19 protein-coding genes are annotated in these 25,491 nt (G+C 68.0%); 10 read left to right on the top strand and 9 right to left on the bottom strand.

Going from position 1 to position 25,491, the window contains the following annotated elements; all coding sequences use genetic code 11:
• Nucleotides 1–25: 25 nt before the first annotated feature.
• The 3 genes from C8P69_RS03625 to C8P69_RS03615 form a co-directional block, all read right to left on the bottom strand.
• Entirely contained in the window at nt 26–787 is a 762-nt protein-coding gene (locus C8P69_RS03625) for a TIGR02186 family protein (protein ID WP_170118105.1), read from the bottom strand.
• Nucleotides 784–1,716 (bottom strand): sulfite exporter TauE/SafE family protein, encoded by a 933-nt coding sequence (locus tag C8P69_RS03620; protein WP_108174477.1) that lies wholly within the window; start codon nt 1,714–1,716, stop codon nt 784–786. Before C8P69_RS03620 ends, C8P69_RS03625 begins: the two co-directional genes overlap by 4 nt.
• A 96-nt stretch (nt 1,717–1,812) precedes the next feature.
• Nucleotides 1,813–2,982 carry an acyl-CoA dehydrogenase family protein gene (locus C8P69_RS03615; RefSeq protein ID WP_108174476.1) on the bottom strand — a complete coding sequence of 390 codons (1,170 nt, stop codon included), beginning with the start codon at nt 2,980–2,982 and terminating at the stop codon, nt 1,813–1,815.
• A 147-nt stretch (nt 2,983–3,129) separates the two neighbouring features.
• Between C8P69_RS03615 and C8P69_RS03610 the strand changes: the two genes are divergently transcribed.
• Genes C8P69_RS03610 through C8P69_RS03600 form a run of 3 tightly spaced genes read left to right on the top strand, consistent with a single transcriptional unit; the run spans nt 3,130 to nt 9,833 of the window.
• Complete coding sequence (locus C8P69_RS03610; protein ID WP_108174475.1) at nt 3,130–6,450, top strand: transglutaminase family protein; 3,321 nt, start codon at nt 3,130–3,132, stop codon at nt 6,448–6,450.
• Nucleotides 6,451–6,456: 6 nt separating this feature from the next.
• Nucleotides 6,457–8,952, top strand: coding sequence for a circularly permuted type 2 ATP-grasp protein (locus C8P69_RS03605; RefSeq protein ID WP_245901842.1), 2,496 nt, complete (start codon nt 6,457–6,459; stop codon nt 8,950–8,952).
• The gene (locus C8P69_RS03600; RefSeq protein ID WP_108174474.1) at nt 8,952–9,833 is read left to right on the top strand and encodes a transglutaminase family protein; all 882 of its coding nucleotides are present in this window, start codon (nt 8,952–8,954) and stop codon (nt 9,831–9,833) included. The genes C8P69_RS03605 and C8P69_RS03600 overlap by 1 nt, the downstream gene beginning before the upstream one ends.
• Before the next feature lie 4 nt (nt 9,834–9,837).
• Here C8P69_RS03600 and C8P69_RS03595 read toward each other — a convergent pair whose 3' ends face one another.
• Entirely contained in the window at nt 9,838–10,737 is a 900-nt protein-coding gene (locus tag C8P69_RS03595; RefSeq protein ID WP_108174473.1) for a MerR family transcriptional regulator, read from the bottom strand.
• A 271-nt stretch (nt 10,738–11,008) separates the two neighbouring features.
• Between C8P69_RS03595 and C8P69_RS03590 the strand changes: the two genes are divergently transcribed.
• The 3 genes from C8P69_RS03590 (at nt 11,009) to C8P69_RS03580 (ending at nt 15,064) form a co-directional block, all read left to right on the top strand.
• A complete protein-coding gene (locus C8P69_RS03590; RefSeq protein WP_108174472.1) occupies nt 11,009–12,481 on the top strand; it encodes a methyl-accepting chemotaxis protein in 1,473 nt (490 codons plus the stop codon).
• Between the two features lie 167 nt (nt 12,482–12,648).
• On the top strand, nt 12,649–14,124 hold the full coding sequence (locus C8P69_RS03585; protein ID WP_108174471.1) for a methyl-accepting chemotaxis protein: 1,476 nt from the start codon (nt 12,649–12,651) through the stop codon (nt 14,122–14,124).
• A gap of 121 nt (nt 14,125–14,245) precedes the next feature.
• Nucleotides 14,246–15,064, top strand: a complete 819-nt coding sequence (locus C8P69_RS03580) for a hypothetical protein (protein WP_108174470.1) — start codon at nt 14,246–14,248, stop codon at nt 15,062–15,064.
• A gap of 5 nt (nt 15,065–15,069) precedes the next feature.
• On the opposite strand, the gene C8P69_RS03575 is transcribed toward C8P69_RS03580, so the two are convergent.
• Nucleotides 15,070–15,867 carry a creatininase family protein gene (locus C8P69_RS03575; protein ID WP_108174469.1) on the bottom strand — a complete coding sequence of 266 codons (798 nt, stop codon included), beginning with the start codon at nt 15,865–15,867 and terminating at the stop codon, nt 15,070–15,072.
• 123 nt (nt 15,868–15,990) lie between these two features.
• On the opposite strand from C8P69_RS03575, the gene C8P69_RS03570 reads away from it, so the two are divergent.
• The gene (locus tag C8P69_RS03570; protein ID WP_108174468.1) at nt 15,991–17,163 is read left to right on the top strand and encodes an amidohydrolase/deacetylase family metallohydrolase; all 1,173 of its coding nucleotides are present in this window, start codon (nt 15,991–15,993) and stop codon (nt 17,161–17,163) included.
• Nucleotides 17,164–17,235: 72 nt separating this feature from the next.
• Here C8P69_RS03570 and C8P69_RS03565 read toward each other — a convergent pair whose 3' ends face one another.
• Nucleotides 17,236–18,906 (bottom strand): methyl-accepting chemotaxis protein, encoded by a 1,671-nt coding sequence (locus tag C8P69_RS03565; protein WP_170118104.1) that lies wholly within the window; start codon nt 18,904–18,906, stop codon nt 17,236–17,238.
• 139 nt (nt 18,907–19,045) lie between these two features.
• Between C8P69_RS03565 and C8P69_RS03560 the strand changes: the two genes are divergently transcribed.
• Together C8P69_RS03560 and C8P69_RS03555 are read left to right on the top strand one after the other, a co-directional pair.
• Nucleotides 19,046–20,413, top strand: a complete 1,368-nt coding sequence (locus tag C8P69_RS03560; RefSeq protein WP_108174466.1) for an FAD-binding oxidoreductase — start codon at nt 19,046–19,048, stop codon at nt 20,411–20,413.
• 53 nt (nt 20,414–20,466) lie between these two features.
• Nucleotides 20,467–21,051 (top strand): NAD(P)H-dependent oxidoreductase, encoded by a 585-nt coding sequence (locus C8P69_RS03555; protein ID WP_108174465.1) that lies wholly within the window; start codon nt 20,467–20,469, stop codon nt 21,049–21,051.
• Between the two features lie 28 nt (nt 21,052–21,079).
• Here the strand turns inward: C8P69_RS03555 and C8P69_RS03550 are convergent, their stop codons facing one another.
• From C8P69_RS03550 to C8P69_RS03540, 3 genes are read right to left on the bottom strand one after another with little or no spacing between them, the layout of a single operon-like run.
• Nucleotides 21,080–21,964 (bottom strand): ABC transporter permease, encoded by an 885-nt coding sequence (locus C8P69_RS03550; RefSeq protein WP_108174464.1) that lies wholly within the window; start codon nt 21,962–21,964, stop codon nt 21,080–21,082.
• Nucleotides 21,961–22,740, bottom strand: coding sequence for an ABC transporter ATP-binding protein (locus C8P69_RS03545; protein WP_108174463.1), 780 nt, complete (start codon nt 22,738–22,740; stop codon nt 21,961–21,963). Before C8P69_RS03545 ends, C8P69_RS03550 begins: the two co-directional genes overlap by 4 nt.
• A 32-nt stretch (nt 22,741–22,772) precedes the next feature.
• On the bottom strand, nt 22,773–23,807 hold the full coding sequence (locus C8P69_RS03540; RefSeq protein ID WP_108174462.1) for an ABC transporter substrate-binding protein: 1,035 nt from the start codon (nt 23,805–23,807) through the stop codon (nt 22,773–22,775).
• A 266-nt stretch (nt 23,808–24,073) separates the two neighbouring features.
• Between C8P69_RS03540 and C8P69_RS03535 the strand changes: the two genes are divergently transcribed.
• Complete coding sequence (locus C8P69_RS03535; RefSeq protein WP_108174461.1) at nt 24,074–25,456, top strand: FAD-binding oxidoreductase; 1,383 nt, start codon at nt 24,074–24,076, stop codon at nt 25,454–25,456.
• Nucleotides 25,457–25,491 lie beyond the last annotated feature (35 nt).

The following is a 25,491-nucleotide window of genomic DNA, read 5'->3' as shown; positions in this document are numbered from 1 at the left end:
GGCGAGACGGGAGGATGACGGCATGTCAGTCGCGCCGGAAGGCGACGCTGGCGACCCAGCCGGTGACAAGCGCCAGCATGGCGGCGGCAAGCCCGTAGAACAGGCCCTGATCCCGCGCGGCATTGGCGACGAAGGCCTCGAAGCCGGTCTTGGCCACTTCGAAATTGGTGCTCTCGCGGGCGAGGATGACGCCGCCGGAGATGAGATAGATATCCACGTCGAAGGTGCCAACCGGGGTGTTCGGCACGATCGGGATGTTGGCGCGGAACAGATTCGGCGTGAGGAAGGTCACGCCGGTGGGGTTCTCGACATAGAGGCCCTTGGCGCGGTTGATGCGCAGGAAAGCCTCGCGGAAGGCCGGCGTCATGTTGGGGTTGGTGCCGAGCCGCGGCGTGATCGCGGTGATGGCGTCGATGCCGATCTGCTGACGGGCCCTGAGGTCGAGATCGGCGAGATCGGATGCCGGCTTGTTGCCGAGCAGCGCATAGAAGCTCGGCACATCGACGAACTCGCGGCCGTCGGTGTTCATCCAGATGCCGAAGACCCTGGACTTCTGCCGGGTCACGACGCGGGCCTTTGGCCCGCGGACCACCACGGCAAGGTCATAGCCGCCGGCGCGCGAAATCGTCTGCGCGTCGCGCTCGATGGCGCCGAACAGCACGATCTGGGAGCCGACGAAATTGGAGGTGATCTGCAGCCGGTGGGTCGAGAGCGAGGTGATCATCGTCTCGGCGCGAGCCGTCCCGGCGGCCAGCAGCAGCACCAGCAGGGCGGCCAGCCGGCTCATGTGCGGCCAACCCATTCGATGACGGTGTTGGAGAAGGGATCGTCCGGCTGCACCACGAGGTCGATGAGGAAGCGGACGCCGACAGCCAGCACGACGAGGCCGAGGAGGAGGCGCAGTTCCTCGCCCTTCATGGCGAGCGAGGTGCGGGCGCCGAACTGCGCGCCGATGACCCCGCCGATCATCAGCAGCAGGGCAAGAACCACATCCACCGAGGCATTGGTGATCGCGTGGAAGACCACCGCCATGAGCATGGTCGCGAGGGTCTGCAGGCTCGAGGTGCCGATGACGACGGTGGTGGAGACGCGCAGCAGGTAGATGAGCGCCGGCACCAGCAGGAAGCCGCCGCCAATGCCCATCATCGAGCCGAGAAAGCCGATGCCAAGGCCGATGGCGATGACGGGAATGGCCGAGACGGTGATGCGCGAGCGCGGGAAATGCATGACGAAAGGCAGCGACGAGGCGATGCGGCGGTCGCGCGCCGGCGGCAGCTTCGGCGGCTCGCCGGACCGGGCGCGCCGGATGGCACGGCCGCTCTCGATGACCATGAGCAGGCCGATGCCGCCGAGCAGGGTCACGTAGGAGAGCGCGATGAACAGGTCGAGCTGGCCTTCCCGACGCAAGAGCGAGAAGACGAGGACGCCGGCCGCGGTGCCGACCATGCTGCCGGAGAGCAAGACCCCCACCAGCTTGGCGTCCACCGCGTTCTTGCGCCAGTAGCTGAGCGTGCCGGAGAGCGAGGAGGCGGCGATCTGGCCGGAGACCGAGGCGACGGCCACGGCCGGCGGGATGCCGATGAAGATGAGGAGCGGTGTCAGAAGGAAGCCGCCGCCCACCCCGAACATGCCGGAGATGAAACCGATCGCCAGCCCCATGCCCAGGATGAGGAGCATGTTGACGGGCAGTTCGGCGATGGGAAGGTAAAGCTGCACGACAATCCCCGATCCGGGTGTGCAGCCATCGAAGGCCGGAAAAAGGCGGCGGCGTCAAGGCCGAACCGCGTCGCGGCACGGCCTTGCGGCGCAGGGCTAGTATGAGCGCGGCATGCCGAGCACGTGTTCGCCGACATAGGCGAGGATGAGGTTCGTCGAGATGGGCGCCACCTGGTAGAGCCGCGTCTCGCGGAACTTGCGCTCGACGTCATAGTCGGCGGCAAATCCGAAACCGCCATGGGTCTGGATGCAGGCGTTGGCGGCCTCGAAGGAGGCGTCAGCCGCCAGCAGCTTGGCCATGTTGGCCTCGGCGCCGAACTCCTCGCCGGCATCGCAGAGCGCGGCGGCGTTGAAGCGCATGAGATCGGCGGCGCGGATGTTCACATAGGCCCGGGCGATGGGGAACTGCACGCCCTGGTTCTGCGCGATGGGCCGGTCGAAGACGATTCGCTCGCTGCCGTACTTCTTCGCCCGGTCGATGAACCAGTAGCCGTCGCCGATGCATTCGGCGGCGATCAGCGTGCGCTCGGCATTGAGGCCGGAGAGGATGGTCTTGAAGCCCCTGCCCTCCTCGCCGATCAGGTTCTCGGCAGGGATTTCCAGGTCGTCGAAGAAGACCTCGTTGGTCTCGTGGTTGACCATGTTGCGGATGGGGCGGACCGTCATGCCCTTGCCGATCGCCTCGCGCAGGTCGACGAGGAAGACCGAGAGACCATCGGACTTCTTGCGCACCTGGTCGAGCGGGGTGGTGCGGGCGAGCAGCACCATGAGGTCGGAATGCTGGACGCGGCTGGTCCAGACCTTCTGGCCGTTGACGACATAGCGGTCGCCCTTGCGCACCGCTGTGGTCTTCAGCTTGGTCGTGTCCGTGCCGGTTGTCGGCTCGGTCACCGCCATGGTCTGGAGGCGCAGCTCCCCCGCCGCGATCTTGGGCAGGTAGCGCGCCTTCTGCTCATCCGAGCCGCCGCGCAGGATCGTGCCCATATTGTACATCTGGCCATGGACGGCGCCGGAATTGCCCCCCGACCGGTTGATCTCCTCCATGATGATGGAGGCTTCCGTCAGCCCGAGGCCCGAGCCGCCATATTCGGTGGGGATGAGGGCGGCGAGCCAGCCGGCCTTGGTCAGCTCCTCGGTGAAGGCTTCGGGATAGCCGCGTTCCTCGTCGATCCTGCGCCAATAGGCGTCGTCGTAGCGGCCGCAGAGGTCGCGCACGGCCTCGCGCAGGTCGGCATGATCGTCGGGTCCGGGGAAGGTCAGGGGCATGGTCGTGTCTCCGCGCCGGGTTTATCGGGCGGGAGCGCGCGCTTGGAAACCCCGCCGCATGGATGGCTGCGGCGCGAAGCTTGCTAGGGTTTTGCCGGCGGCTCTTTTCTTTGACCGGTCGCGCAGCACCCGTTACCCATCGGTTCCATGGCCATTCTCGCGAAGCTCCATCACGTCACGCGTTATCTCTATGACCGGCCGGTCACCCTCGGCCCCCAGGTCATCCGCCTCCGCCCGGCGCCTCACAGCCGCACGGCGGTGCCGAGCTACTCGCTCAAGGTGGTGCCCGAGCAGCATTTCGTGAACTGGCAGCAGGACCCGCACGGCAACTGGCTCGCCCGCTTCGTCTTCCCCGAGAAGACCACGGAATTCTCGGTGACGGTGGACCTCGTCGCCGACATGGCGGTGGTCAATCCCTTCGACTTCTTCATCGAGGCCTATGCCGAGACCTTCCCCTTCACCTATGCGCCGAACCTCGCCGAGGAGCTCGCGCCCTATCTGGTGACCGAGCCGACCGAGGAGCATTTCGAGCGCTATCTCGCCGCCATTCCGCGCGAGCCCATGCAGACGGTGAATTTCCTCGTCGCGCTGAACCAGCGGCTGCAGGAGGAGATCCGCTACGTCATCCGCATGGAGCCGGGCGTGCAGACCCCGGACGAAACGCTGGAGCGCGCCTCGGGCTCCTGCCGCGATTCGGCCTGGCTGCTGGTCCAGCTCGCCCGCCGCCTCGGCCTCGCCGCCCGCTTCGTCTCCGGCTACCTCATCCAGCTGAAGCCGGACCTCCAGGCCCTCGACGGCCCCGCCGGCACCGACAAGGACTTCACCGACCTCCACGCCTGGACGGAGATCTATGTGCCGGGCGCCGGCTGGATCGGCCTCGACCCGACATCGGGCCTGCTCTGCGGCGAGGGACACATCCCGCTCGCCGCGACGCCGCATTACCGCTCGGCCGCGCCGATCTCCGGTGCGGTGGACCCGGCCGAGGTGAGCTTTGCCTTCGACATGCGCGTCGACCGCGTCGACGAGCGGCCGCGCGTGACCGCGCCCTTCTCGGATGATGCCTGGGAGCGGCTCGACGCGCTTGGCGCGGCCGTCGATGCCGATCTCGTGGCCAATGACGTGCGCCTCACCATGGGCGGCGAGCCGACCTTCATCTCCATCGACGATTACGAGGGCGAGGAATGGAATTCCGGCGCCGTCGGGCCGATGAAGCGCGACCGCGCCGACGTGCTCATCCGCCGCCTGCGCGAGGCCTTCGCCCCCGGAGGCTTCCTGCATTACGGCCAGGGCAAGTGGTATCCGGGCGAGAGCCTGCCGCGCTGGACCTTCGCGCTCTACTGGCGCCGCGACGGCAAGCCGATCTGGCGCGACGAGAGCCTCATCGCCAAGGAGACCGGCACCGAGCCTGCGACCATCGACGGCGCGGCGGCCCTCGTCTCCGGCATCGCCGACAAGCTCGGCCTCGACAGCGACTCCGCCATCCCCGCCTGGGAGGACCCGGCGCACTGGGTGCTGAAGGAGGCGGAACTGCCGGTCAATGTCGACCCGCTGGATTCAAAGCTCGAGGATGCCGAGGCCCGGGCCCGCATCGCGCGGGTCTTCGAGCGCGGCCTGACCGAGCCCTCCGGCTACGTGCTGCCGGTCCAGCGCTGGAACGCCGCCGCCTCGCGCTCCAGCTGGATGACCGAGAAGTGGAAGCTGAAGCGGGAACGGCTATTTCTCGTGCCCGGCGACAGCCCCGTCGGCTATCGCCTGCCGCTGGCTTCTCTGCCCTATGTTCCGCCGGCCGCCTACCCCTATGTGGTCAGCGCCGATCCGGGTGCTGTGCCGTCCGACCTCCCCGACCCCCAGGAGATCGAGGGCCGCATCGTCCAGCGCATTTCCGGGGAGCGCGAGCGCGAGGCCGACCGGGCCCAGCAGGTGGAGCAGGTGCTGACCGAGGGCAATTCGGTGCGCACGGCGCTGGCCGTCGAGCCGCGGGACGGCAAGCTCTGCGTGTTCATGCCGCCGACGGAACGGCTGGAGGATTATTTGGAGCTGCTCGTTGCCACCGAGGCGACCGCCAAGGAGCTCGGCCTCACCGTCCATGTCGAGGGCTATCCGCCGCCGACCGATCCCCGCCTCAACGTCATCAAGGTGACCCCGGATCCCGGCGTCATCGAGGTCAATGTGCAGCCCGCCGCCTCGTGGCGCGACTGCGTCCACATCACCCGCACGCTCTACGAGGAGGCGCGGCAGTCCCGGCTCGGCACCGAGAAGTTCATGCTCGACGGCCGCCACACCGGCACGGGCGGCGGCAACCATGTGGTGGTGGGCGGCGCGACGCCAGCCGATTCACCCTTCCTGCGCCGGCCGGACCTCCTCAAGAGCCTCGTGCTCTACTGGCAGCGGCACCCGTCGCTGTCCTACCTCTTCTCCGGCATGTTCATCGGCCCGACGAGCCAGGCACCGCGCGTCGACGAGGCTCGCCATGACGGGCTTTACGAGCTGGAGATCGCCATGGGCATGGTGCCGAAGCCCGGCGAGGGCGAGGCGCCAGCGCCCTGGCTGGTCGACCGGCTGTTCCGCAACCTGCTGGTCGATTCCACCGGCAACACCCACCGCACCGAGCTGTGCATCGACAAGCTGTTCTCGCCCGACAGCCCCTCGGGCCGCCTCGGGCTCGTGGAGTTCCGCGGCTTCGAGATGCCGCCGGATGCCCGGATGAGCCTTGCCCAGCAGCTTCTCATCCGCGCCCTCATCGCCTGGTTCTGGAAGGAACCGCAGGACGGGCCGCTGGTGCGCTGGGGTACGGCGCTGCACGACCGCTTCATGCTGCCGCATTTCGTCTGGGAGGATTTCCTCGGCGTGCTCGGCGACCTCGGGCGCGCCGGCTATGCCTTCGATCCCGCCTGGTTCGAGGCGCAGTTCGAGTTCCGCTTTCCCCTCGCCGGCCAGGTCGATCATGCGGGCGTCCGCATGGAGATCCGCCAGGCGCTGGAGCCCTGGCACGTCCTCGGCGAGGAAGGCGCGATCGGCGGCACGGTGCGCTACGTCGACTCCTCGGTCGAGCGCCTGCAGGTGCGTCTGCTCGGCCTGCAGCCCGAGCGCCACACGGTGGCGTGCAACGGCCGGCCCGTGCCGCTCACCCCGACCGGCCGGACCGGCGAGTTCGTCGGCGGGGTGCGGTTCAAGGCCTGGCAGCCGCCATCGGGCCTGCATCCGACCATCCCGGTCCACGCGCCACTCACCTTCGACATCGTCGACACCTGGAGCCGGCGGTCGATGGGCGGCTGCGTCTATCACGTCGCCCATCCCGGCGGGCGCAACTACGACACCTTCCCGGTCAACGCCTACGAGGCCGAGGCGCGGCGGCGCGCCCGCTTCCAGGACCACGGCCATACGCCCGGCCTCGTCGACCCGCCGCGCTCGGAGCGCTCCGGCGAGTTCCCGGCTACCCTCGACCTTCGCCGTCCTCCGGTGCATTGAGGCCGCATGACCGTCAGGGGCCACCGCACGACCGATTCCCGCGCCGAACGCATCCTGGCGATGCTGGCGCGCTATCAGCCCGTGTCCGGCGTCTATGACGAGATGCTCGATGCGGACGGTGAACCGCGGGAGCACTGGAAGCCGATCCTCGCGACACTGGCCGATCTCGGCCCGCGGGAGCTGGAGCGCCGCTTCGCCGGGGCCGACCGCTACATGCGGGAATCCGGCGTCTTCTACCGGGTCTATGACGACCCGCAGAACAGCGAGCGCACCTGGCCGCTGGCCCATATGCCGCTGGTCATCGCCCCGGATGAGTGGAAGGCGCTGAGCGCAGGCCTCGCCGAGCGCGCCGAACTGCTGGACATGGTGCTGAAGGACCTGTTCGGACCGGCCGAACTGGTGCGCGACGGGCTCCTGCCGGGTGCGACGCTGGCGGGATCGCCGGATTTCCTGCGCCCGCTCGTCGGCATCCCGCCGCGGGGCGGCTCGCACCTGCTCTACTATGCCGTCGATGTGGGGCGCGGCCCGGACGGCCGCTGGTGGGTGCTCGGCGACCGGGCCCAGGCGCCGTCCGGCGCGGGCTATGCCCTGCAGAACCGCCTCGCCATGTCGCGGGCCCTGCCCGAGATCCATCGCACCCTGCCGGTCGAACGCCTGGCCGGCTTCTTCCAGGCCTTGCGCTCGGAGTTTTCCTCGCACGCCCAGGCGACGGATTCGCGCGTCGCGGTGCTGACCCCCGGTCCGCTCAACGAGACCTATTTCGAGCACGCCTTCCTGGCGCGCTATCTCGGCTTCCTGCTGGCCGAGGGCGCCGACCTCACGGTGCGCGACGACAGCCTCTATGTCCGCACCGTCTCGGGCCTCAAGAAGCTGGAAATGGTCTGGCGGCGCCTGGACGCCGATTTCGCCGATCCGCTCGAGCTCAACCCGCGCTCGCAGCTCGGCGTTGCCGGTCTCGTCCATGCCGTCCGCTCAGGCACCGTGACGCTGGCCAATGCGCTGGGCTCGGGCGTCGTCGAGGCCCGATCGCTCCTTGCCTTCCTGCCCTCGATTGCCCGCGCGCGCCTCGGCCGCGACCTCGCCATCCCCCATGTCGCGACCTGGTGGTGCGGCCAGCCGCTGGAGCGCGGCGCGGTCATCGCCGATCTCGATTCCTTCGTCATCGCCCCGGCCTTCACCCAGACCATTGCGGGCCTCTTGCCCGAAGGCGCGGTGCTCGCCTCCGACCTCGACGCCGAGCGCAAGCTGAGGCTCGCCGAAGAAATCCGCATCCGTGGCTCCGACTTCGTCGCCCAGGAGGCGGTGAAGCTTTCGACCATGCCGGTCTGGAGCGATGGCTATCTGGAGCCCCGCCCCTTCATCCTCCGCCTGTTCCTGGCCAAGGTGAACGGCCGCTGGGAGGTCATGCCCGGCGGCTTCTGCCGCATCAGCGACCGGGTCGATGCGCGCGCCGTGACCATGCAGGCCGGCGGCCGTTCCTCCGATGTCTGCGTGCTCAGCGACGGGCCCGTCGAGGAGACGACGCTGCTGCCGACGCCGGACAAGATCGAGCTGCGGCGCGCCACGGCCTCGCTGCCCAGCCGGGCGGCGGACAATCTCTTCTGGCTCGCCCGCTACATGGAGCGCGCCGAGGGCACGCTGCGCCTGATCCGCGTCCTCGGCGACCAGGTCGGCGGCGGCGAACCGATGAGCGCCGACGTCGTGCGCCGGATCATCGAACTCCTCATGTCCTGGGAGGCGCTGCCGCGGGAGCCGACGGTGGCGGATCCGCAGGCCGTTGCCGCCGTCGTCCTGCATGGCCATGCGCCCGGCGGGCTGCTGGCGCTGTCACGGGCCGCCCTCAATGCCGCCTCCGTCATTCGCGACCGGTTCTCGCCCGACGCCTGGAAGACCATCGGCGACATGGTGCGGCTGGCGGAAAGCGGGGCCAAGCCCGAGGGCACCGCGCTCGACCGGGTCGAGGCGGGGCTGCGGCTGGCAGCCGTCTTCTCCGGCCTGTCGCAGGAGAACATGAGCCAGCTCATGGGCTGGCACTTCATGACCATCGGCAAGCGCATCGAGCGGGCGCTCGCCACCTGCCGCTTCGCCCGCACCTTCGCCGATGGCCGCGCCGGAACCGGCGGTTTCGACCTGATGCTGGCGCTCGCCGACAGCCAGATCACCTATCGCCGCCGCTACGTGATGATTGCGGCGCGGGCGCCGGTGCTCGACCTGGTCATGCTCGACCCGAACAATCCGCGCTCCGTCGCCTTCCAGGTGGAGCGCATCGCCGACCATCTCGGCCATCTGCCGAACCACCTGAACGATGGCCGGCTCAACGTGCCGGAGAAGCTGATCGCCCGCGCCCGCGTCGACCTGCAGACGGCCGACGCCCATACGCTGGACGTGAAGCAGATCGTCGCGATCGAGCAGCGGCTGATGGCCGTGTCCGACGAGATCTCGGAGCACTATTTCACCCATCGCGACGGGGCCCTGCCGCGCGGCGCCGGGGATCTGTTCTGATGCTCTACGACGTGCGCCAGGTCACCGACTATCGCTATGCGCGCTCCGTGGTCTTCGCCCAGCACGTGCTGCGCATCCTGCCCGTGGACCGCCCGGGCCAGCGCGTCGTCGGGGTGGATGTGACGATCTCGCCGTCGCCCGCCAAGCGGCGCGACGACATCGACTTCTTCGGCAACCGCCGCATCTTTCTCGATCTCGACCGGCCGCACCGCGAACTCGTCATCGACATGCGGGCCCGCGTCCAGGTGACGGGACAGGGCCGCCCCCTGCCCGGCATGGACCCGCCCTGGGAGCGGGTGCGCGAGACCGCCTTCGCCAGTGCCGACATGTCGGCCACCTCCCCCGTCCACGCGCTTTTTCCCTCGACATACGTGCCGCGCGACCCGGCCATCCGCGCCTATGCCAGCGCCTCCTTCCCGCCGGGGCGGCCGATCCTCGAGGCCGCCTTCGACCTCGCCAAGCGCATCCAGGCCGACTTCACCTATGCGCCGGGGGCGACCGACGCCTCGACGCCGGCGGCCAAGGCCTTCGCCATGCGCAAGGGCGTCTGCCAGGACTTTACCCATGTGATGATCTCGGGCCTGCGCGGCCTCGGCCTGCCGGCGGCCTATGTCTCGGGCTTCCTGCGCACCATCCCGCCGAAGGGCCAGCCGCGACTTGAGGGCGCTGACGCCACCCATGCCTGGGTGTCGGTCTGGTGCGGACCGGAGCTCGGCTGGTGGGGGCTCGATCCCACCAACGGCCTCATCGTCGGCGAGGACCACATCGTGCTGGCCATCGGCCGTGACTTCGTCGACGTGGCGCCGAATGGCGGCGTCGTCATCGCCGCTGGCGAGCAGGAGATTGGCGTCGCGGTCGACGTGGTGCCCGTGGCGGGCTGAGCGCTCAGGTTCCGAAGGTGAGCTTGAGGCGGCGGCGCAGATCCGGGTAGCCGCCCATGATCACCGCGCGCTCGGGAAGCCTGAGGCCTGCGAGCATGGCGGCATGGGCGCCGATCCAGACGGGGATGTGGACGGAGAGATGGGCGTCGAGCTCTTCGAGATCGCGGCGCAGCGCCTCGCGATCCTCGGGGTGGACGATGCTGAGAACCAGCGCCGCCGCACCGACATCGCCAACGCTCCGCGCCAGGTCAGCCGCGGGCATGCCGGCGCCGAAATAGACGATGCCGTGGCCCAGCGCCGCGGCCAGGAAGGCGCCGGCGAGCAAGCCGAGTTCGTGCTGCTCGCCCGACAGGGTCGCAAAAGCAATGGGCGGCCGATGGGCGGCCGGCGCGAGAGCGAGGGTTGCCGACTGCACAACGTCCCTCGCCCGGGCCGACAGGCGGTGCTCGTCGCCGATGCCGATCACCCCCTCCTCCCAGCGGCGGCCGATATGGCGGAGGGCATGGGCGAAGACATCGACCGAGACCGATGCGGGAAGAGTGGCGAAGGTGATCCGCAGCAGCGCCGTGAAGCGATCGACATCGCGCTCGTCGATGGCCTGTTCCAGACGCAGGATCGCATCGCGGGAGAAGGGATCGGTGGCCGGCGCCTCGGCGTGCAGCGCCTTCAGTTCGGCGAGAGACCGGTCCTTCAGTTCGGGCAGCCGGCTGCCGCGCGCCAGCAGGTCTTTGATGACGAGAAGACGCTCGACATCCTCGGCGCTGTACAACCGATGGCCGGAATTTGAGCGGGCCGGACGCAGCAGCCCGTGGCGGGTTTCCCAGCTGCGCAGCGTCGAGACGTGAACACCCGTCAGCTGAGACAGCCGCGAAATGTCGATTGTCCGGTCCCCTGTCCGGTTCATGACGTCACTTTCGGGCCGAATTCCCGCATGTTCTGCTGCATGGCTCCTGCCGCCGCTGTCCGGCCTGCATAGCCGCTGCGCAACTGTAGTTTGCTCACGCGCTGCGCAACCTGCGACATTTGGACCATAACAGGTGCCTGTGAACCAAAGGTTGCCCCTGCGTCACCGAGTACGCGGTTTTGCGGGCATAACGATTCAGATTCTCTTCAATTCCAGGAGGTTTCCCTAGCGGCACGCCGACGAGGCCAGATGTTCCGGGGGGAACCATTTCATGCTGTTTCACAACGCTGCAGCCGACAAACTTGCCGCCATCGACCGCTCCCAGGCGGTGATTGAGTTCCAGCCGGATGGGACCATCGTCACCGCCAACGAGAACTTCCTGAACGCCATGGGCTATGGCCTCGAGGAGATCCGCGGCAAGCACCATTCGATGTTCGTCGCGCCCGAGGAAAAGGACGGCGCGGCCTATCGCGCCTTCTGGGATGGCTTGCGCGCCGGCAAGTATCAGGTCGCCGAGTACAAGCGCATCGGCAAAGGCGGCAAGGAGGTCTGGATCCAGGCTTCCTACAACCCGATCATCGACAAGCGCGGCCGGGTCTACATGGTCGCCAAATATGCCACGGATGTCACGGCCCAGAAGCTGATGAACGCCGACGTGCAGGGCCAGCTTGCGGCCATCCACAAGGCGCAGGCGGTCATCGAGTTCAAGCTGGACGGCACCATCCTCACCGCCAACCAGAACTTCCTCGACACGGTCGGCTATCGCCTCGACGAGATCCAGGGCAACCATCACTCGCTGTTCGTCGATCCCACCGAGGTCAGGAGCCCGGCCTATCGCGAGTTCTGGGCGGCTCTCGCCCGCGGCGAGTTCCAGGCCGCCCGCTACAAGCGCTTTGGCAAGGGCGGCAAGGAGGTCTGGATCCAGGCCACCTACAACCCGATCTTCGACATGAACGGCAAGCCCTTCAAGGTCGTGAAGTTCGCCACCGACATCACCGCGCAGGTCCATGAGCAGGAGCGCCGGATCCAGGTGCAGCGGCAGATCGACGGCGACCTCACCGGCATCGGCGAGGCTGTCTCCAAGGCAAAGCACGAGGCGACCCAGGTCGCCGCCGCCTCCACCCAGACCTCCGGCAATGTCCAGGCCGTCGCGGCCGGCGCTGAAGAGCTCGCCGCCTCGGTCGGCGAGATCAGCCGCCAGGTGACCCATGCCCGGGAAATCTCGTCCGGCGCCGTCGCCCAGGCGACGCGCACCAGCGAGATCGTCTCCGGCCTCACCTCGGCCGCGGCCCGCATCGGCGATGTGGTCCAGCTCATCACCAACATTGCCGGCCAGACCAATCTGCTCGCGCTCAACGCCACCATCGAGGCGGCGCGAGCCGGTGAAGCCGGCAAAGGATTTGCGGTCGTGGCATCGGAGGTGAAGAGCCTTGCCACGCAGACCTCCCGCGCCACCGAGGAGATCTCCTCGCAGATCGCCTCCGTGCAGGCCTCGACCCAGGACGCCGTGAGCGCCATCGGCGACATTTCCGGGACGATCATGCGCATCAGCGAGATCTCGACCGCCATCGCCACGGCTGTCGAAGAACAGAGCGCGGTGACGGCGGAGATGTCCTCCAACATGCGTGTCGCGGCGGAGGGCGTGCAGGCCATCTCGCACAGCATGAAGGAGATCGCCGGCTCCACCGCGGAGATCGACGAGGCGACGGTGAAGGTCAGGGCGGCCTCGCGTTCGCTGGGCTGAGACCGGAGCGGGCTGCGCCGTCCGCGCCACGGCCCGCATCAACCTTGACGACAATTTGTCGCATCGCGGATGGTAAATTTACCTTTGGGAAATGCGCCGGGGCGCAAGCTGCCTGACACCTTCACGTGTCAAACCGGTCAATGGCGACCGGGGTCTGGACTGCCTCCATGTTTGCCTTTTCCCGCGATGGCGCTGCAAAGCTTGCGGCTCTCGACCGCTCTCAGGCCGTCATCGAATTCGAGCCGGATGGCACGATCGTCACCGCCAACGACAACTTCCTCGCCACGCTCGGCTATCGCCTCGAAGACATCCGCGGACGCCATCACGCCATGTTCGTGGCGCCGGAAGAGCGCGAAAGCGCGGATTACCGATCCTTCTGGGCGAGCCTTGCCGCCGGCGAGTACAAGGTGGCCGAGTTTCGCCGCATCGGCCGGGATGGCCGCGAGGTCTGGATCCAGGCCTCCTACAATCCCATGCGTGACCGCAGCGGACGGACCTACCGCGTCGTCAAATTCGCCACCGACGTGACGGCGCAGAAGCTGCGCAATGCCGAGATCGAGGGCCAGCTCGAGGCCCTCCACAAGGCCCTGGCCGTCATCGCCTTCTCCCTCGACGGCACGATCCTCTCGGCCAATGCCAATTTCCTCGCCGCCATGGGCTATCAGGAGAACGAGATCGTCGGCCGGCATCACCGCCTCTTCGTCGATCCGGACGAGGCGCGCAGCCCGGACTACGCTGCCTTCTGGGCGGCTCTTGCCCGCGGGACCTTCCAGGCGGGCCGCTACCGCCGCTTCGGCAAGGGCGGCCGCACGGTGTGGATCCAGGCCTCCTACAATCCGATCCTCGACATGAACGGCAAGCCCTTCAAGGTCGTGAAGTTCGCTTCCGACGTGACGCGCGAGGTCGAGGAGAGCGAACGCCGCGAGGCAGCCCAGCAGACGATCAGCGGCGGCCTTGCCGGGATCGCCCGTTCCGTCTCGGTCGCCCAGGACGAAGCGACAGAGGTCGCCAGCGCCTCCGAACAGACCTCCGGCAATGTCCAGGCGGTCGCGGCCGGGGCGGAAGAACTCGCCACGTCGGTCGGCGAGATCAGCCGCCAGGTGGCCAGCGCCCGCGAGATCTCCCGCGGCGCGGTCGACCAGGCGGCGCGCACCGGCGACATCGTCACCGGACTCTCGGCCGCCGCGGCGCGGATCGGCGACGTGGTGCAGATCATCAACGGCATTGCCGGCCAGACCAACCTGCTGGCGCTCAACGCCACGATCGAGGCGGCACGGGCGGGCGAAGCCTGCCGCGGCTTCGCGGTCGTCGCCCAGGAGGTGAAGCAGCTCGCCGGTCAGACCTCGCGGGCGACGGAAGAGATCGGCGCCCAGATCGCCTCCGTGCAGGCCTCCACCGAGGGCGCTGTCGGCGCCATCGGCGAGATTTCGGCGACAATCCTGCGGATCAATGAGATTTCCACGACGATCGCGAGCGCGGTCGAGGAGCAGAATGCGGTGACGACCGAGATGTCGTCGAACATGCGCGTCGCCGCCGAGGGCGTGAGGGCGATCTCCGGCCGCATGGGAACCATCGCCGCGACGGCCTCCGACATCAACGCCGCGACGGCGGATCTGCGCGAAGCCGCCCGGCGCCTCGCGTGAGGCGATCCGTCAACGCGGCTTCACCGCCGGACAGGTCAACGATTCAGTCTTCGTTGGTCGTCTTCTTTTCGCATTGTTTTATGGGTTTGCGCGAGGATCGGGTGATCGAAAGGGCGCTTTCATGTCCCTGATGCTCGTTGCCGCGCAGTCCGACCCGCCGATCGTTGCCGCCCCGCCGCTCGCGCCGGAGCCCGACGCGCACCAGGAGCGGCACAGCGAACTTCTCTCCCGCCTCGGCATCCACAGCTGGTCGATCGACCTGAAGACGGAGGCCGTGCGCTGGGAACGGGTGAGCCCGACCGGTGCGGCCCTCGTGGTGCGGGCGACGCTGTCCGATCTGCTCCGCCAGGCCAATGACGCGGATTCCGCGACCTTCCGCGGCCACCTCAAGGAAGCCATCGACCTGGGGCATTCCGGGCCTGTCCGGTTCCGGTTCGATGACCTCGACCAGAGCGGCCTCGAGATCGAATCGGTCTGCGTGCTGCGCCGGATCCACGGCCATCCCGTGGTGATCGGCCTCTACCGGTCCTGCGACCGCGAGGCGCGCCAGGCCGGCATGGTCCAGGCGCTGCGCTCCAGCCTCGACACGCTGGTGGCGGAATCAACCAGCTGCATGCTGGTTCTGGCGCGCGACGGCACGATCCTCAACTGCAACCCGCCCTTCCTGAAGTTCCTCAACATCCGCGAGCGCAAGCTCATCATCCGCCAGAATGCCGTCGAGCTGTTCAGCCGGGTGTCGGACCGCATGGAGGGCATCCTGCGCGGCGTCCTCCTCTCGCACGAGACGATCGGCGGCCATGCGGTGGCAACCTTCCATGCCGGACAGGTCCGCGACGTGCGCTGGAAGGCCTATGATCTCGCCTTCCAGAGGGCCGAAGCCGCGACGCGGATCTTCGCCTTCGACCTGCACCGCGTCGATTCAGACGATCTCGTGGGCTGAGGACGTCAGGTCGCCTTGTAGAGGCGCCTGATGTCGAAGCGGGCCATGTCGTCGAGCAGCTTGACGAATTCGCCAGCCTGCCAGGCCGCCGTCGCCTTGCCCTTGTCGGCGGTCGCGAGCGAGGCATCGCCCGCCGTGCCGTCGGGGTGGATGTCCTGGGCCATCCATCCGAAGGCGTGGTTCACGGTCGGGCGGAGATAGGTGAACTCCTTCTCCATCGACACCATGATGGGCTCGAAGAGCTTGGCGTGGGCCATGTCCACGAGGTCCGGGCGGAAATGCAGCATGAGCGATGTCTCGACATCGCCGCCATGGATGCCGTGCTTGATGTCGAGATCGCCATAGAGACCGGGCGGGCGGCCGAAGGCGGTCCAGCTGGTGACCACCGCCAGCTGGCCGAAGCGCACCCGCAACTCGCGCGCCACCACCCGCATCGGATCGAGATTGCCGCCGTGGGAGGTCAGCAGCACGATCTTGGAGATGCCGGCGCGCTTGACGCTCTCGCCGATCTCGATCCAGCCGCGCAGCACCGTCTCGGCCGAGAGCGTCAGCGTGCCCTTGGAATGGAGGTGCTCGTTGGACTTCGCCACGGCCTCGATGGGAAGGAAGAGCGCGGTGACGCCGTCACCGACCAGCGGGAAGGCGGTCTCGATCATGCCCTGCATGATGGAGGTGTCGGTGGAGACCGGCAGGTGCGGTCCGTGCTGCTCGATGGCGGCGAGCGGCAGGATGGCGACGGTGGTCGCGGGGTCCAGCCGGTCGAAGTCCGTGGTCTTCAGGTCACCCCAGTGGCGCGCCGGCATGGGAGGTCTCCGCAATTCTCATGTCGCGGCTGTTGGCAAGCCGCTGCCCGCCGCGCAATCTGACGCCCCCGACGGGATGCGGCAACGGGCCCATCCGACCGTCCACAGCTAGCGGAGCCTTCCATGACCTTCGACCTGATCCTGCGCGGCGGCCGGGTGATCGACCCCTCGCAGAAGATCGACGGCATCCGCGACGTCGCCTTCGCCGGCGGCAAGGTGGCGGCGGTGGGCAAGGACCTGAAACCGGATGCCGGCACCGAGATCCGCGACGTCTCCGGCTATATCGTCACCCCCGGCCTCATCGACCTGCACACCCACGTCTATTGGGGCGGCACCTCGCTCGGCATCGACGCCGAGGAGTTCTGCCGCACCTCCGGCGTCACCACCGCGATCGACACGGGGTCCGCGGGTCCGGGCAACTGGATGGGTTTCCGCAAGCACGTCATCGAGAAGAGCCAGGTGCGCATCCTCGCCTATCTCCATGTCAGCCATGCCGGCATCTACGGCTTCGACAAGAAGGTCATGGTCGGCGAGAGCCGCGAGATCGACATGCTGAACCCGGCGGACTGCGCCCGCGTCGCCGACGAGAACCGCGACCTGATCGTCGGCATCAAGGTGCGTGTCGGCCGCAACTCCTCCGGCACCAATGGCGAGGCGGCGCTCGACATGGCGCTGCAGGTCGCGAACGAGGTGGGCATGCCGCTGATGGCCCATATCGACCACCCGCCGCCGTCCTATGAGCATGTCATCGGCCGCCTGCGCCCGGGCGACGTGCTGACCCACGCCTTCCGCCCCTTCCCCAACGCCCCCTGCACCGCGCAAGGGGCGGTGAAGCCCGAGGTCATCGCCGCCCGCAAGAAGGGCGTCATCTTCGACATCGGCCACGGCAAGGGCTCGTTCTCGTTCAAGACGACGCGCGCCATGCTGGCCGGCGGCTTCGAGCCGGACGTCATCTCCTCCGATGTCCACACGCTCTGCATCGAGGGGCCGGCCTTCGACCAGGTGACGACGCTGTCGAAGTTCCTGTGTATGGGCATGCCGCTGGACCGGGTCATCGCCGCCTCCACGGTCAATGCCGCCATGGCGCTGAAGCGCCCCGAACTCGGCACGCTGAAGCCGGGGTCCGTGGGTGATGCCACCATCCTCACGATCAAGGACGGCAAGTTCGACTATGTCGACGTGGTCGGCGAGCACCTGATCGGCGACAAGAAGATCGTCTCCGAGGGAACGGTCATCGGCGGCAAGTGGTGGCACCCGAAGCGGTCCAACAAGTTCCGCAAGCTGGCCACCGCCTGAGCGTTTTGGGCCTTCTGAATGACAAAGGCCCGGCGCGAGCCGGGCCTTTCGCTTTTGGGACGTGCCGCGCGATCAGGCGGCGCGAATGCGGCCGAGGAAACCGGACACGGCGGCGTTGAGCTGGCCGGAGCCGGATTCGAGCTGGCGGGCGGCTTCGGTCATGGCGCGGGCGGCCTCGCTCGTCTCGGCGGCGGCGCGGGTGACGCGGCCGATATCGGTGCCAACGGAGCGGGTGCCCTCGGCGGCATCCGCGACGGAACCGGCGATGCCGTTGGTGACGGCCGACTGTTCCTCGACGGCCGCCATGATCGACGACGACACGGAGTTGATTTCGCCGATCGTCTTGTTGATCGCCTCGATGGCGGCGACCGCCTCGCCGGTGACCGACTGCACTGCGCCGATCTGGCTGGCGATCTCCTCGGTCGCCTTCGAGGTCTGTGCGGCGAGGCTCTTCACCTCGGTCGCGACAACCGCAAAGCCCTTGCCCGCCTCGCCCGCCCGCGCCGCCTCGATGGTGGCGTTGAGGGCGAGGAGATTGGTCTGCGCGGCGATGGCGTTGATGAGGTTGACCACCTCGCCGATCTTCTGGGTCGAGGTCATCAGCGTGCCGACGATCTCGCCCGTGCGGGAGGCCTGCTCGACGGCGGAGGCCGCGATCTGCTGGGCCTGGGCGGTGCGGCTGGAAATCTCGCCGATGGAGCTCGCCAGCTCCTGGGCGGAGGTCGCAGCGCTTTCGACCGACTGGGTGGCCCCGGCGGAGGTGGTGGCGACGGTGCGGCCGAGATCGTTGACGTTGGCCGCTACCTCGCCGACGCGGGCGGCATTGCCGACAATGGCATCGGCCGAGCGAGTCACGGTGGTCACGACGGACTGGACTGTGGCGGAGAATTCGTCGGCCAGGGCCGCCATGTCGCGGGCGCGCTGGTCGCGGGCCTCGGCCTCACGCTCGGCCTCGGATGCCTTGAGGCGCTCGACCTCGCGGACATTGTCGCGGAAGACGAGGACCGAACGGGCCAGGCCACCGATCTCGTCCTGGCGTTCGGTATCCGACACGTCGACGGCCGTGTCGCCATGGGCAACGCCGTCGACCGCCGCGGTCAGGCGACCGAGAGGCCGGGTGACACCGGCAAGGATGGTCCAGAAGGCGGCAAGGCCCGCCAGGAGAGCGAGGCCGACGGTCGCGGCAATCAGCCAGGTGAGCTGGCGGCGCGTGGTCTCGACCTCGGCGGCCAGCGCGGTGACGCGGCGCGCGTTGACCTCGGCGAAGGCCGTCATCTCGGTGTTGAGCTGCTGGCGGGTCGTGCGGTTCGCGTCATTGTCGCCGATGGCGCGCGCCGCGGCATTGCCGGACTGGCGGCCGGCGGCGGCGAGTTCGCTCCGCAGGCGAATGAAGGTCTCTGTCTGGGCGAGGAGGCGCTGCTTGATGGCCTCGTCCTCAGGACGGGCGAGCCCTGCCCACTCGGTGATCACGGTGCGAAATTTGGCGAGTTCGCGGTCCTGGTTGGTGGCAAACCGCTCCAGCACCGCCTTGTCGGCGGACATGTAGATGCCGCGGGATTCCATCACCACCGCGTAGATCAGGCCATTGGCCTGTTCGGCGAGCTGGGTGACCCGTGCCGTGCGCTGGCTTTCCTCTACAACCGCCTGATAACGCTGGAAGCCGTAGCCGGCGACACCGCCGACAATGAGCGAGGCAGCGGTCAATCCGCCCACGATGGCGAAGAGCTTGGCTTTGATCTGCACGCGTTTCCCCCGATAGAAATTTCCCGTAACTTTCTGCGTAATCTCTTTCCTTGACGTTAATTGCACCCCGACTCCGCATGGTGGAGGTTGCAGCGGCGCAGATCGCCTGCAATGGTCCGGGATCATCCGGATGGCTTCCATGACCCTGCACCAGCGCGCCGAACGCGCGTCCTATGACCTCGCTGCCCTCGACGCCCTGCTCGGCGATGTTCCCGTCATCCGGGACCCGATCCTGATCCGCCGCCGATCGCGCGACTTCTTCTGGTACTCGCCGATCCTGGCGGAGCAGCTGAAGGAGGTGTCCGCCGACATCGTCGTCAAGCCGCGCAACGAGGCCGACGTGGTGCGGACGGTGGCCGCCTGCGCCAAGCTGCGCATTCCGGTGACGGCGCGGGCCGGCGGCACTGGCAATTACGGCCAGGCCATGCCGCTCGCCGGCGGGGTCCTGCTGGATATGACCGACATGACCGGCGTCATCTGGCAGAAGCCGGGCTCGGTTCGGGTCCGCGCGGGAACGAACATCCTCGCGCTTGACCAGGAGATCCGGCCCAACGGCTTCGAGCTCAGGATGCATCCCTCGACCAAGCGCACGGCGACCATCGGCGGCTTCGTCGCCGGTGGTTCAGGTGGTGTCGGATCCGTCGCCTATGGCGGCCTGCGAGAGCCCGGCAATATCCTCGCCGCGCGCATCGTCACCATCGAGGAGGAACCGCGGATGCTCGAACTCCGGCAGGACGCGGCGCAGAAGGTGAACCGCGCCTATGGCACGACCGGCATCATCACCGAGCTGGAAATGCCGACCGCGCCCGCCTGGCCGTGGATCGACGTTGTCGTCGCCTTCGACAGCTTCGCCGAAGCCTTCCGCGCCGGGCGCGACGTCGCCCATGCCGACGGCGTGGTGAAGAAGCTAGTCACCCCCATCGCCTGGCCGATCCCCTCGCAGTTCAGTGCGCTGAAGGATGCCTGCCCGGAGGGCAAATCCATTCTCGTCTGCATGATCGCAGAGCCCTTCCTCGACAGTTTCCGGACGATCCTCGGAGGGCGCGGCCAGGAGACCTATGCCTCGCCGTCGCGCGAGGAGCCGACGGAAACGCCTCTCTACGAATATGCGTGGAACCACACGACGCTGCAGTGGCTGAAGACCGACCGCTCCGTCACCTATCTCCAGCTCCTCTATCCGCAGGACCGGCTGGAGGAGAGCGTCATGGAGATGGCGGCGCTGTTCGAGGGCGAGGTGCTCCCCCATCTCGAATTCATCCGCTTCGCCGGGCGCATCACCTGCTCGGCCCTGCCGATCGTGCGCTACACCACGGCGGAGCGGCTCTTCGAGATCATCCGCATGCACGAGGAGCGCGGCGTCATGGTCGCCAATCCGCATGTCTACGGGCTGGAGGGCGGCTCGCGGCACAAGCGCGCCGAGGCCGACCAGCTCGGCTTCAAGGCGGAGGTGGACCCGATGGGCCTGCTCAATCCCGGCAAGATGGAAAGCTACGTGCCGGTGCGGTGACGGCGGCACGCGCCTTGCGAAGGCACCGCGCCCCTCCCCGACCAGGCTGATCCATGCGCATCCTCTATCTCTACTGCCACCCCCTCCCCGAGAGCTTTCACGCGGCCATCCGCGCGGAAGCCCTCGCTACCCTCGCCGCCGCCGGCCACGAGGTTGACCTGCTCGACCTCTATGCCGAGGGCTTCGACCCGGTCCTCTCCGAGGAAGGTCGGCGGCGCTATCACGACGAGAGCCGCAATCAGCAGGGCCTCGAGCCCTATATCGCGCGGTTGCGCGCGGCCGAGGCCATCGTCATCCAGTTCCCGACCTGGAGCTTCGGCCCGCCTGCCATGCTCAAGGGCTTCTTCGACCGCATGTTCATGCCGGGGGTCGGCTTCGACATTTCCGATCCGGCGGCGGTGAAGCCGCTGCTCGGTAACATCCGGGCGATCACCGGCATCGTCACCTATGGCCGGCCGTTCTGGTACGCGCTGTGGATGGGCGACCCGCCGCGGAAGATCGTGATGCGCTACCTGTGGTGGTTCACCGGCTGGAAGGCGCGCCGCCGCTATTGCGCGCTCTACCACATGAACGTCGCGACGCCTGAGCAGCGCGCGGGGTTCATCGCCAGGGTGAAGGCCGCGATGGCGGGGGTGTGAAGGTCCGGGGGCAGGCTCGCCCCCGTCCTCAGTTCTCCCGCTTCAGCGCGCTCTCGTGCCAGCGCCGCAGCAGCAGGTGCGAGACCCAGCTGATGGCGAGGAAGATGGCGATGCCCGAGGCCGAGATCATGATGAGCGCGGCGAACATGCGCGGGATCTTCAGCTGATAGCCGGCCTCGAGGATGCGGTAGGCAAGGCCTGAGGCATTGCCGCCGGAGCCGGCGACGAACTCGGCGACGACCGCACCGATCAGCGCCAGGCCGCCCGAGATCTTCAGGCCGCCGAGGAAATAGGGCAGCGCCGCCGGCAGGCGCAGGTAGCGCAGGGTCTGCCAGCGCGAGGCGCCGTAGAGCTCGAAGAGGTTGCGCAGGTTGTGGTCGGCCGAGTTCAGCCCGAGGATCGTGTTCGACAGGATCGGGAAGAAGGCGACGATCCAGGCGCAGATCAGCAGCGACAGGTTGATGTCGCCCACCCAGATGATGATCAGCGGCGCGATGGAGACGACCGGCGTCACCTGCAGGATGACCGCATAGGGGAAAAGCGACTTCTCCAGCCATTTCGACTGGGTGAAGAGGATGGCGAGGCCGACGCCGAGGGTGACCGCAGCGATCAGGGCCGCAGCGGTGATGCGCAGCGTGATCCACAGCGAGGCCGAGAGCGTCGTCCAGTCGGCGACCAGCGTCTTGGCGATCAGGAGCGGGCCCGGAAGGATGAAGGGCGGGATCGCCCGCCACCAGACGATGAACTCCCAGGCCGAGAGCGCCAGGATGCCGATGCCGAGCGGGGCGAGGATGCCCGGCCAGGTCTCGGTCGAAATGCCCAGGACCTTGCGATCCTCGCGGAAGATCGGCCGGGCCTCGGCATCGGTGCCGTCATGCGGGACCGTGGCTTGCGGAAGCGTCGCGTCGGTCATGCGGAGATCGCCTCCTTCAGGGTCTCGGATGCGATGCGGCACCAATGGGCATAGTCGGCGGAGGTGCGGAACATGTCGTCGCGCGGATAGGGCGCGCCCACACGAAGATCCGCCATGACCCGGCCGGGACGGGCGGCCATCACCACGATGCGCTGCGAGAGATAGACGCTCTCGAAGACGGAATGGGTGACGAAGACCGCCGTGAAGCGGTTTGCCTCCCACAGGCGCAGGAGGTCGTCGTTGAGCTTGTGGCGGGTGATCTCGTCCAGCGCCGCGAAGGGCTCGTCCATCAGCAGGATCTTGGGATGGGTCACCAGCGCGCGGGCGATGGAGACGCGCATCTTCATGCCGCCGGAGAGCTCGCGCGGATAGCTCGTCTCGAACCCCTTGAGGCCGACGAGGGCCAGCATCTCCGCGCCGCGCGCAGCCGCCTCGCCGCGGTTCACGCCGGCAAGCTTCAGCGGCAGGACGACATTGTCCAGCGCCGTCGCCCAGGGCATGAGCGTCGGATCCTGGAAGACGAAGCCGAGTTCGCGCGCCGGCCGGCCCCAGGCATCATGGGCCGACCCCATCCAGTCGATCGTGCCGACGCTCGGATCGCCGAGGCCGGCGACCATGCGCAGCAAGGTCGACTTGCCGCAGCCCGAGGGCCCCAGCAGGCTGACGAACTCGCCCGCCGCAAGGTCGAGATTGACGTCGCGGACGGCGATCGTGCCGTTGGCGAACTGCTTGGAGACATTGCGGATGGCGACGAGCGGCCTGCTGCCCGTCGCCATCGGGGTCCCGTCGGGAATGGCGTCGCTCACGATCAGGACTTGCCCACGCCCTTGTTGACGAAGCGCAGGTCATAGGCCCGCTTGAAGTCGACGCCCGCAGGGAAGACGCCGGCATCGCGCATCTGGTTGTAGAAGGTCTGCCAGCGCGAGTCCGTCATGGCGCCGATGCCGAGCGTCGTCGCGTCGCCGGACATGACGATGCCGTTCTCGGTCATGACCTTGATCGCGTAGTCGATCTTGGCCTGATCCATGTCCGGATTGTCGCGCATGATCAGCTTGTTGGCCTCGGCGATGGCGGGGCCGCCCTTCATGTACTCGGCCCAGCCCTCGAGCGAGGCGGTGACGAAGCGCTGCACCACGTCGGCGCGCTCGTCAACCATCTTCTTCGAGATGTTGATGGTGGTGTTGTAGTTGGCGAAGCCGGCATCGGCGATGAGATGGACGAGCGGGGTCACGCCGCCCTGCTGCTGGATGGCGAAGGGCTCGGAGGACAGGAAGCCCTGCTGGCAGATGTTCTTGTCGGCGAGGAAGGGCGCCATGTTGAAGGTGTAGGGGCGCGCCTGCTCGTCGGTGAAGCCGAAGCGGGCCTTGAGGTAGGGCCAGTAGGAGGTGCGGCCGCCGGCGCCGACGAGGATCGTCTTGCCCCTCAGCGCAGCGAGGCTGTCATTGCCGACGCCGGGATGGCAGATGATGACCTGCGGGTCCTTCTGGAAGATCGAGGCGATGCAGAGGAACGGCAGGTTCTCCTGCACGTAGCGGATGGCCTCGAAGGAGTTCGACATGATCATGTCGACCCGGCCGCCGAGGAGCAGCTGCGAGGGGTTCTGCTGCGGGCCGCCCATGCGGATGTCGGCGTCGATGCCGTACTTGCGATAGATGCCGGCGGCGACCGCCTGGTAGAAGCCGCCATGCTCGGCCTGGGCGCGCCAGTTGGTCTGGTAGGACACCTTGTCGAGGCCCTGCGCGGTGACCATGCCCGACCGCATCAGGTAGGCGGCGGACACGGCGCCGCCAAGGGCGAGGGCACGGCGGCGGGTCATGCTGGTGCGGGGGAACGTGGCGGGCATTGCGACCTCTCCTGGTGCGGGCCTTGGCAGCCCTTGAACGCGATCATCTCGGCGGGAGCAACGCCCGTGCCGACTTATCCTCCATTTATAGCGCGAGGCAGCGGCGGCGGAATGCCCAAGGTTCAGGCAATCTGCCACCGAAGGCGGCGAATGGGCTCCCCTGCGACAGCGGGCCACGGCTGCGCGGACAGCCATGGCGGCGATGGCGTGGATTTGGCAGGGTGCGATCGTCCCTTGCCCCCGCCCGAGTAGCATTGAGCTCGCCCATGACAGCCCTCGACCGCCTGCGCGCCGATCTCGCCGGCCTGACCCTCGCCGACGACGCTCCAACGCTCCGCATGGCGAGCCGCGACTTCTTCTGGTTCTCGCCGGTGCTCAAGCCCGAACTCGAAGGCAAGGTGGCCGACCTCGTCGTGACGCCGGCGAGCAAGGACGAACTGCGCCGTGTCGCGGCGGCCTGCGCGCGCCACCGCGTGCCGCTGGTCATCCGCGGCGGCGGCACCGGCAATTACGGCCAGGCCGTGCCGCTGGCCGGCGGCGTGGTGGTCGACATGCGCAAGCTCGACCGGAAGATCTTCGCCCGGCCCGGCGGCTGCCGCTTCGAGGCGGGGGCCAACATGCTCGACATGGACAAGATGCTCGATGCCGACGGGCAGGAGCTGCGCTTCCATCCCTCGACGCGGGCGCAGGCGACCATCGGCGGCTTCGTGGCCGGCGGCGCGGCGGGCGTCGGCTCCTGCACCTGGGGCCAGATCGACAATCTCGGCGCCGTCACCGCGCTGGAGGTCATGACGGTGGAGGAGGAGCCGCGGCTCATCGAGCTGCGCGGCCGCGAGATCCTGAAAGTGATGCATGCCTACGGCGTCAACGGCATCATCACCGAGGTGGAGCTGCCGACCGCGCCCGCCCATGACTGGGCCGAGCGCATCGTCACCTTCGACAGCTTCATGGCCGCGGTGCGCTTCGGCCAGGCCTTCATGGAATGCGAGGGTATCGCCAAGAAGCTCGTCTCGGTCCATGACGCGCGGATCGGGCCCTACCTGAAGCGTCTCGCGCCCTACCTGCCGGAGGGCCGCGCCTTCGCCATCCTCATGGTCTCGGAGCCGCAGGCGGACACGCTCGACCTGCTGATCGCCGACCACAAGGGCGAGGTGACGTTCCGGCGCGGCGCGGCCGAGGCCAAGGCGGTCGCCTTCGGCACCCATCACGGGCGCGGCGGCCCGGGACCCCTCTACGAATACACCTGGAACCACACGACGCTGCACGCGCTGAAGATGGACCCGGCCATCACCTATATCCAGCTGCGCTTCCCGGCGCCGAACAACGTGGCGCTGGTGGAATGGACAGCGAAGGAATTCGACGAGGACGTGCTGCTCCACCTCGAATTCCAGCGGCGCGAGGGCAAGGTCATCACCTCCTCGCTGGCGCTGGTGAAATACACCACGACCGAGCGGCTGAACGCCATCATGGCGCGCGCCACCGAGGGCGGGGTGCAATCCTCCAACGCCCATACCTATGTGCTGAACAATGCCGGCTGGAAGCGCATCGACGCGCCGCAACCCGAATTCAAGCGCCTCGCCGATCCTTTCGGCCTGATGAACCCCGGCAAGCTGGTGGGCTGGGAGGCGGCCAGCCAGGCGGCGGAGTGAGGTCGTTGGGTGCAAGCCGTCGCGCGTGCTAGACT

Origin of the sequence: Phreatobacter oligotrophus (assembly GCF_003046185.1) — a bacterium.
GTDB lineage: Bacteria > Pseudomonadota > Alphaproteobacteria > Rhizobiales > Phreatobacteraceae > Phreatobacter > Phreatobacter oligotrophus.
This window is presented reverse-complemented; position numbering and strand designations above follow the sequence as displayed.

Coding starts and splice junctions, on each gene's coding strand:
- C8P69_RS03590 (WP_108174472.1), top strand. CDS start 11,009: ATGCTGTTTCACAACGCTGCAGCCGACAAACTTGCCGCCATCGACCGC.
- C8P69_RS03540 (WP_108174462.1), bottom strand. CDS start 23,807: ATGCCCGCCACGTTCCCCCGCACCAGCATGACCCGCCGCCGTGCCCTC.
- C8P69_RS03615 (WP_108174476.1), bottom strand. CDS start 2,982: ATGCCCCTGACCTTCCCCGGACCCGACGATCATGCCGACCTGCGCGAG.
- C8P69_RS03595 (WP_108174473.1), bottom strand. CDS start 10,737: ATGAACCGGACAGGGGACCGGACAATCGACATTTCGCGGCTGTCTCAG.
- C8P69_RS03600 (WP_108174474.1), top strand. CDS start 8,952: ATGCTCTACGACGTGCGCCAGGTCACCGACTATCGCTATGCGCGCTCC.
- C8P69_RS03550 (WP_108174464.1), bottom strand. CDS start 21,964: ATGACCGACGCGACGCTTCCGCAAGCCACGGTCCCGCATGACGGCACC.
- C8P69_RS03585 (WP_108174471.1), top strand. CDS start 12,649: ATGTTTGCCTTTTCCCGCGATGGCGCTGCAAAGCTTGCGGCTCTCGAC.
- C8P69_RS03555 (WP_108174465.1), top strand. CDS start 20,467: ATGCGCATCCTCTATCTCTACTGCCACCCCCTCCCCGAGAGCTTTCAC.
- C8P69_RS03610 (WP_108174475.1), top strand. CDS start 3,130: ATGGCCATTCTCGCGAAGCTCCATCACGTCACGCGTTATCTCTATGAC.
- C8P69_RS03560 (WP_108174466.1), top strand. CDS start 19,046: ATGACCCTGCACCAGCGCGCCGAACGCGCGTCCTATGACCTCGCTGCC.
- C8P69_RS03605 (WP_245901842.1), top strand. CDS start 6,457: ATGACCGTCAGGGGCCACCGCACGACCGATTCCCGCGCCGAACGCATC.
- C8P69_RS03535 (WP_108174461.1), top strand. CDS start 24,074: ATGACAGCCCTCGACCGCCTGCGCGCCGATCTCGCCGGCCTGACCCTC.
- C8P69_RS03570 (WP_108174468.1), top strand. CDS start 15,991: ATGACCTTCGACCTGATCCTGCGCGGCGGCCGGGTGATCGACCCCTCG.
- C8P69_RS03580 (WP_108174470.1), top strand. CDS start 14,246: ATGTCCCTGATGCTCGTTGCCGCGCAGTCCGACCCGCCGATCGTTGCC.
- C8P69_RS03625 (WP_170118105.1), bottom strand. CDS start 787: ATGAGCCGGCTGGCCGCCCTGCTGGTGCTGCTGCTGGCCGCCGGGACG.
- C8P69_RS03545 (WP_108174463.1), bottom strand. CDS start 22,740: ATGGCGACGGGCAGCAGGCCGCTCGTCGCCATCCGCAATGTCTCCAAG.
- C8P69_RS03575 (WP_108174469.1), bottom strand. CDS start 15,867: ATGCCGGCGCGCCACTGGGGTGACCTGAAGACCACGGACTTCGACCGG.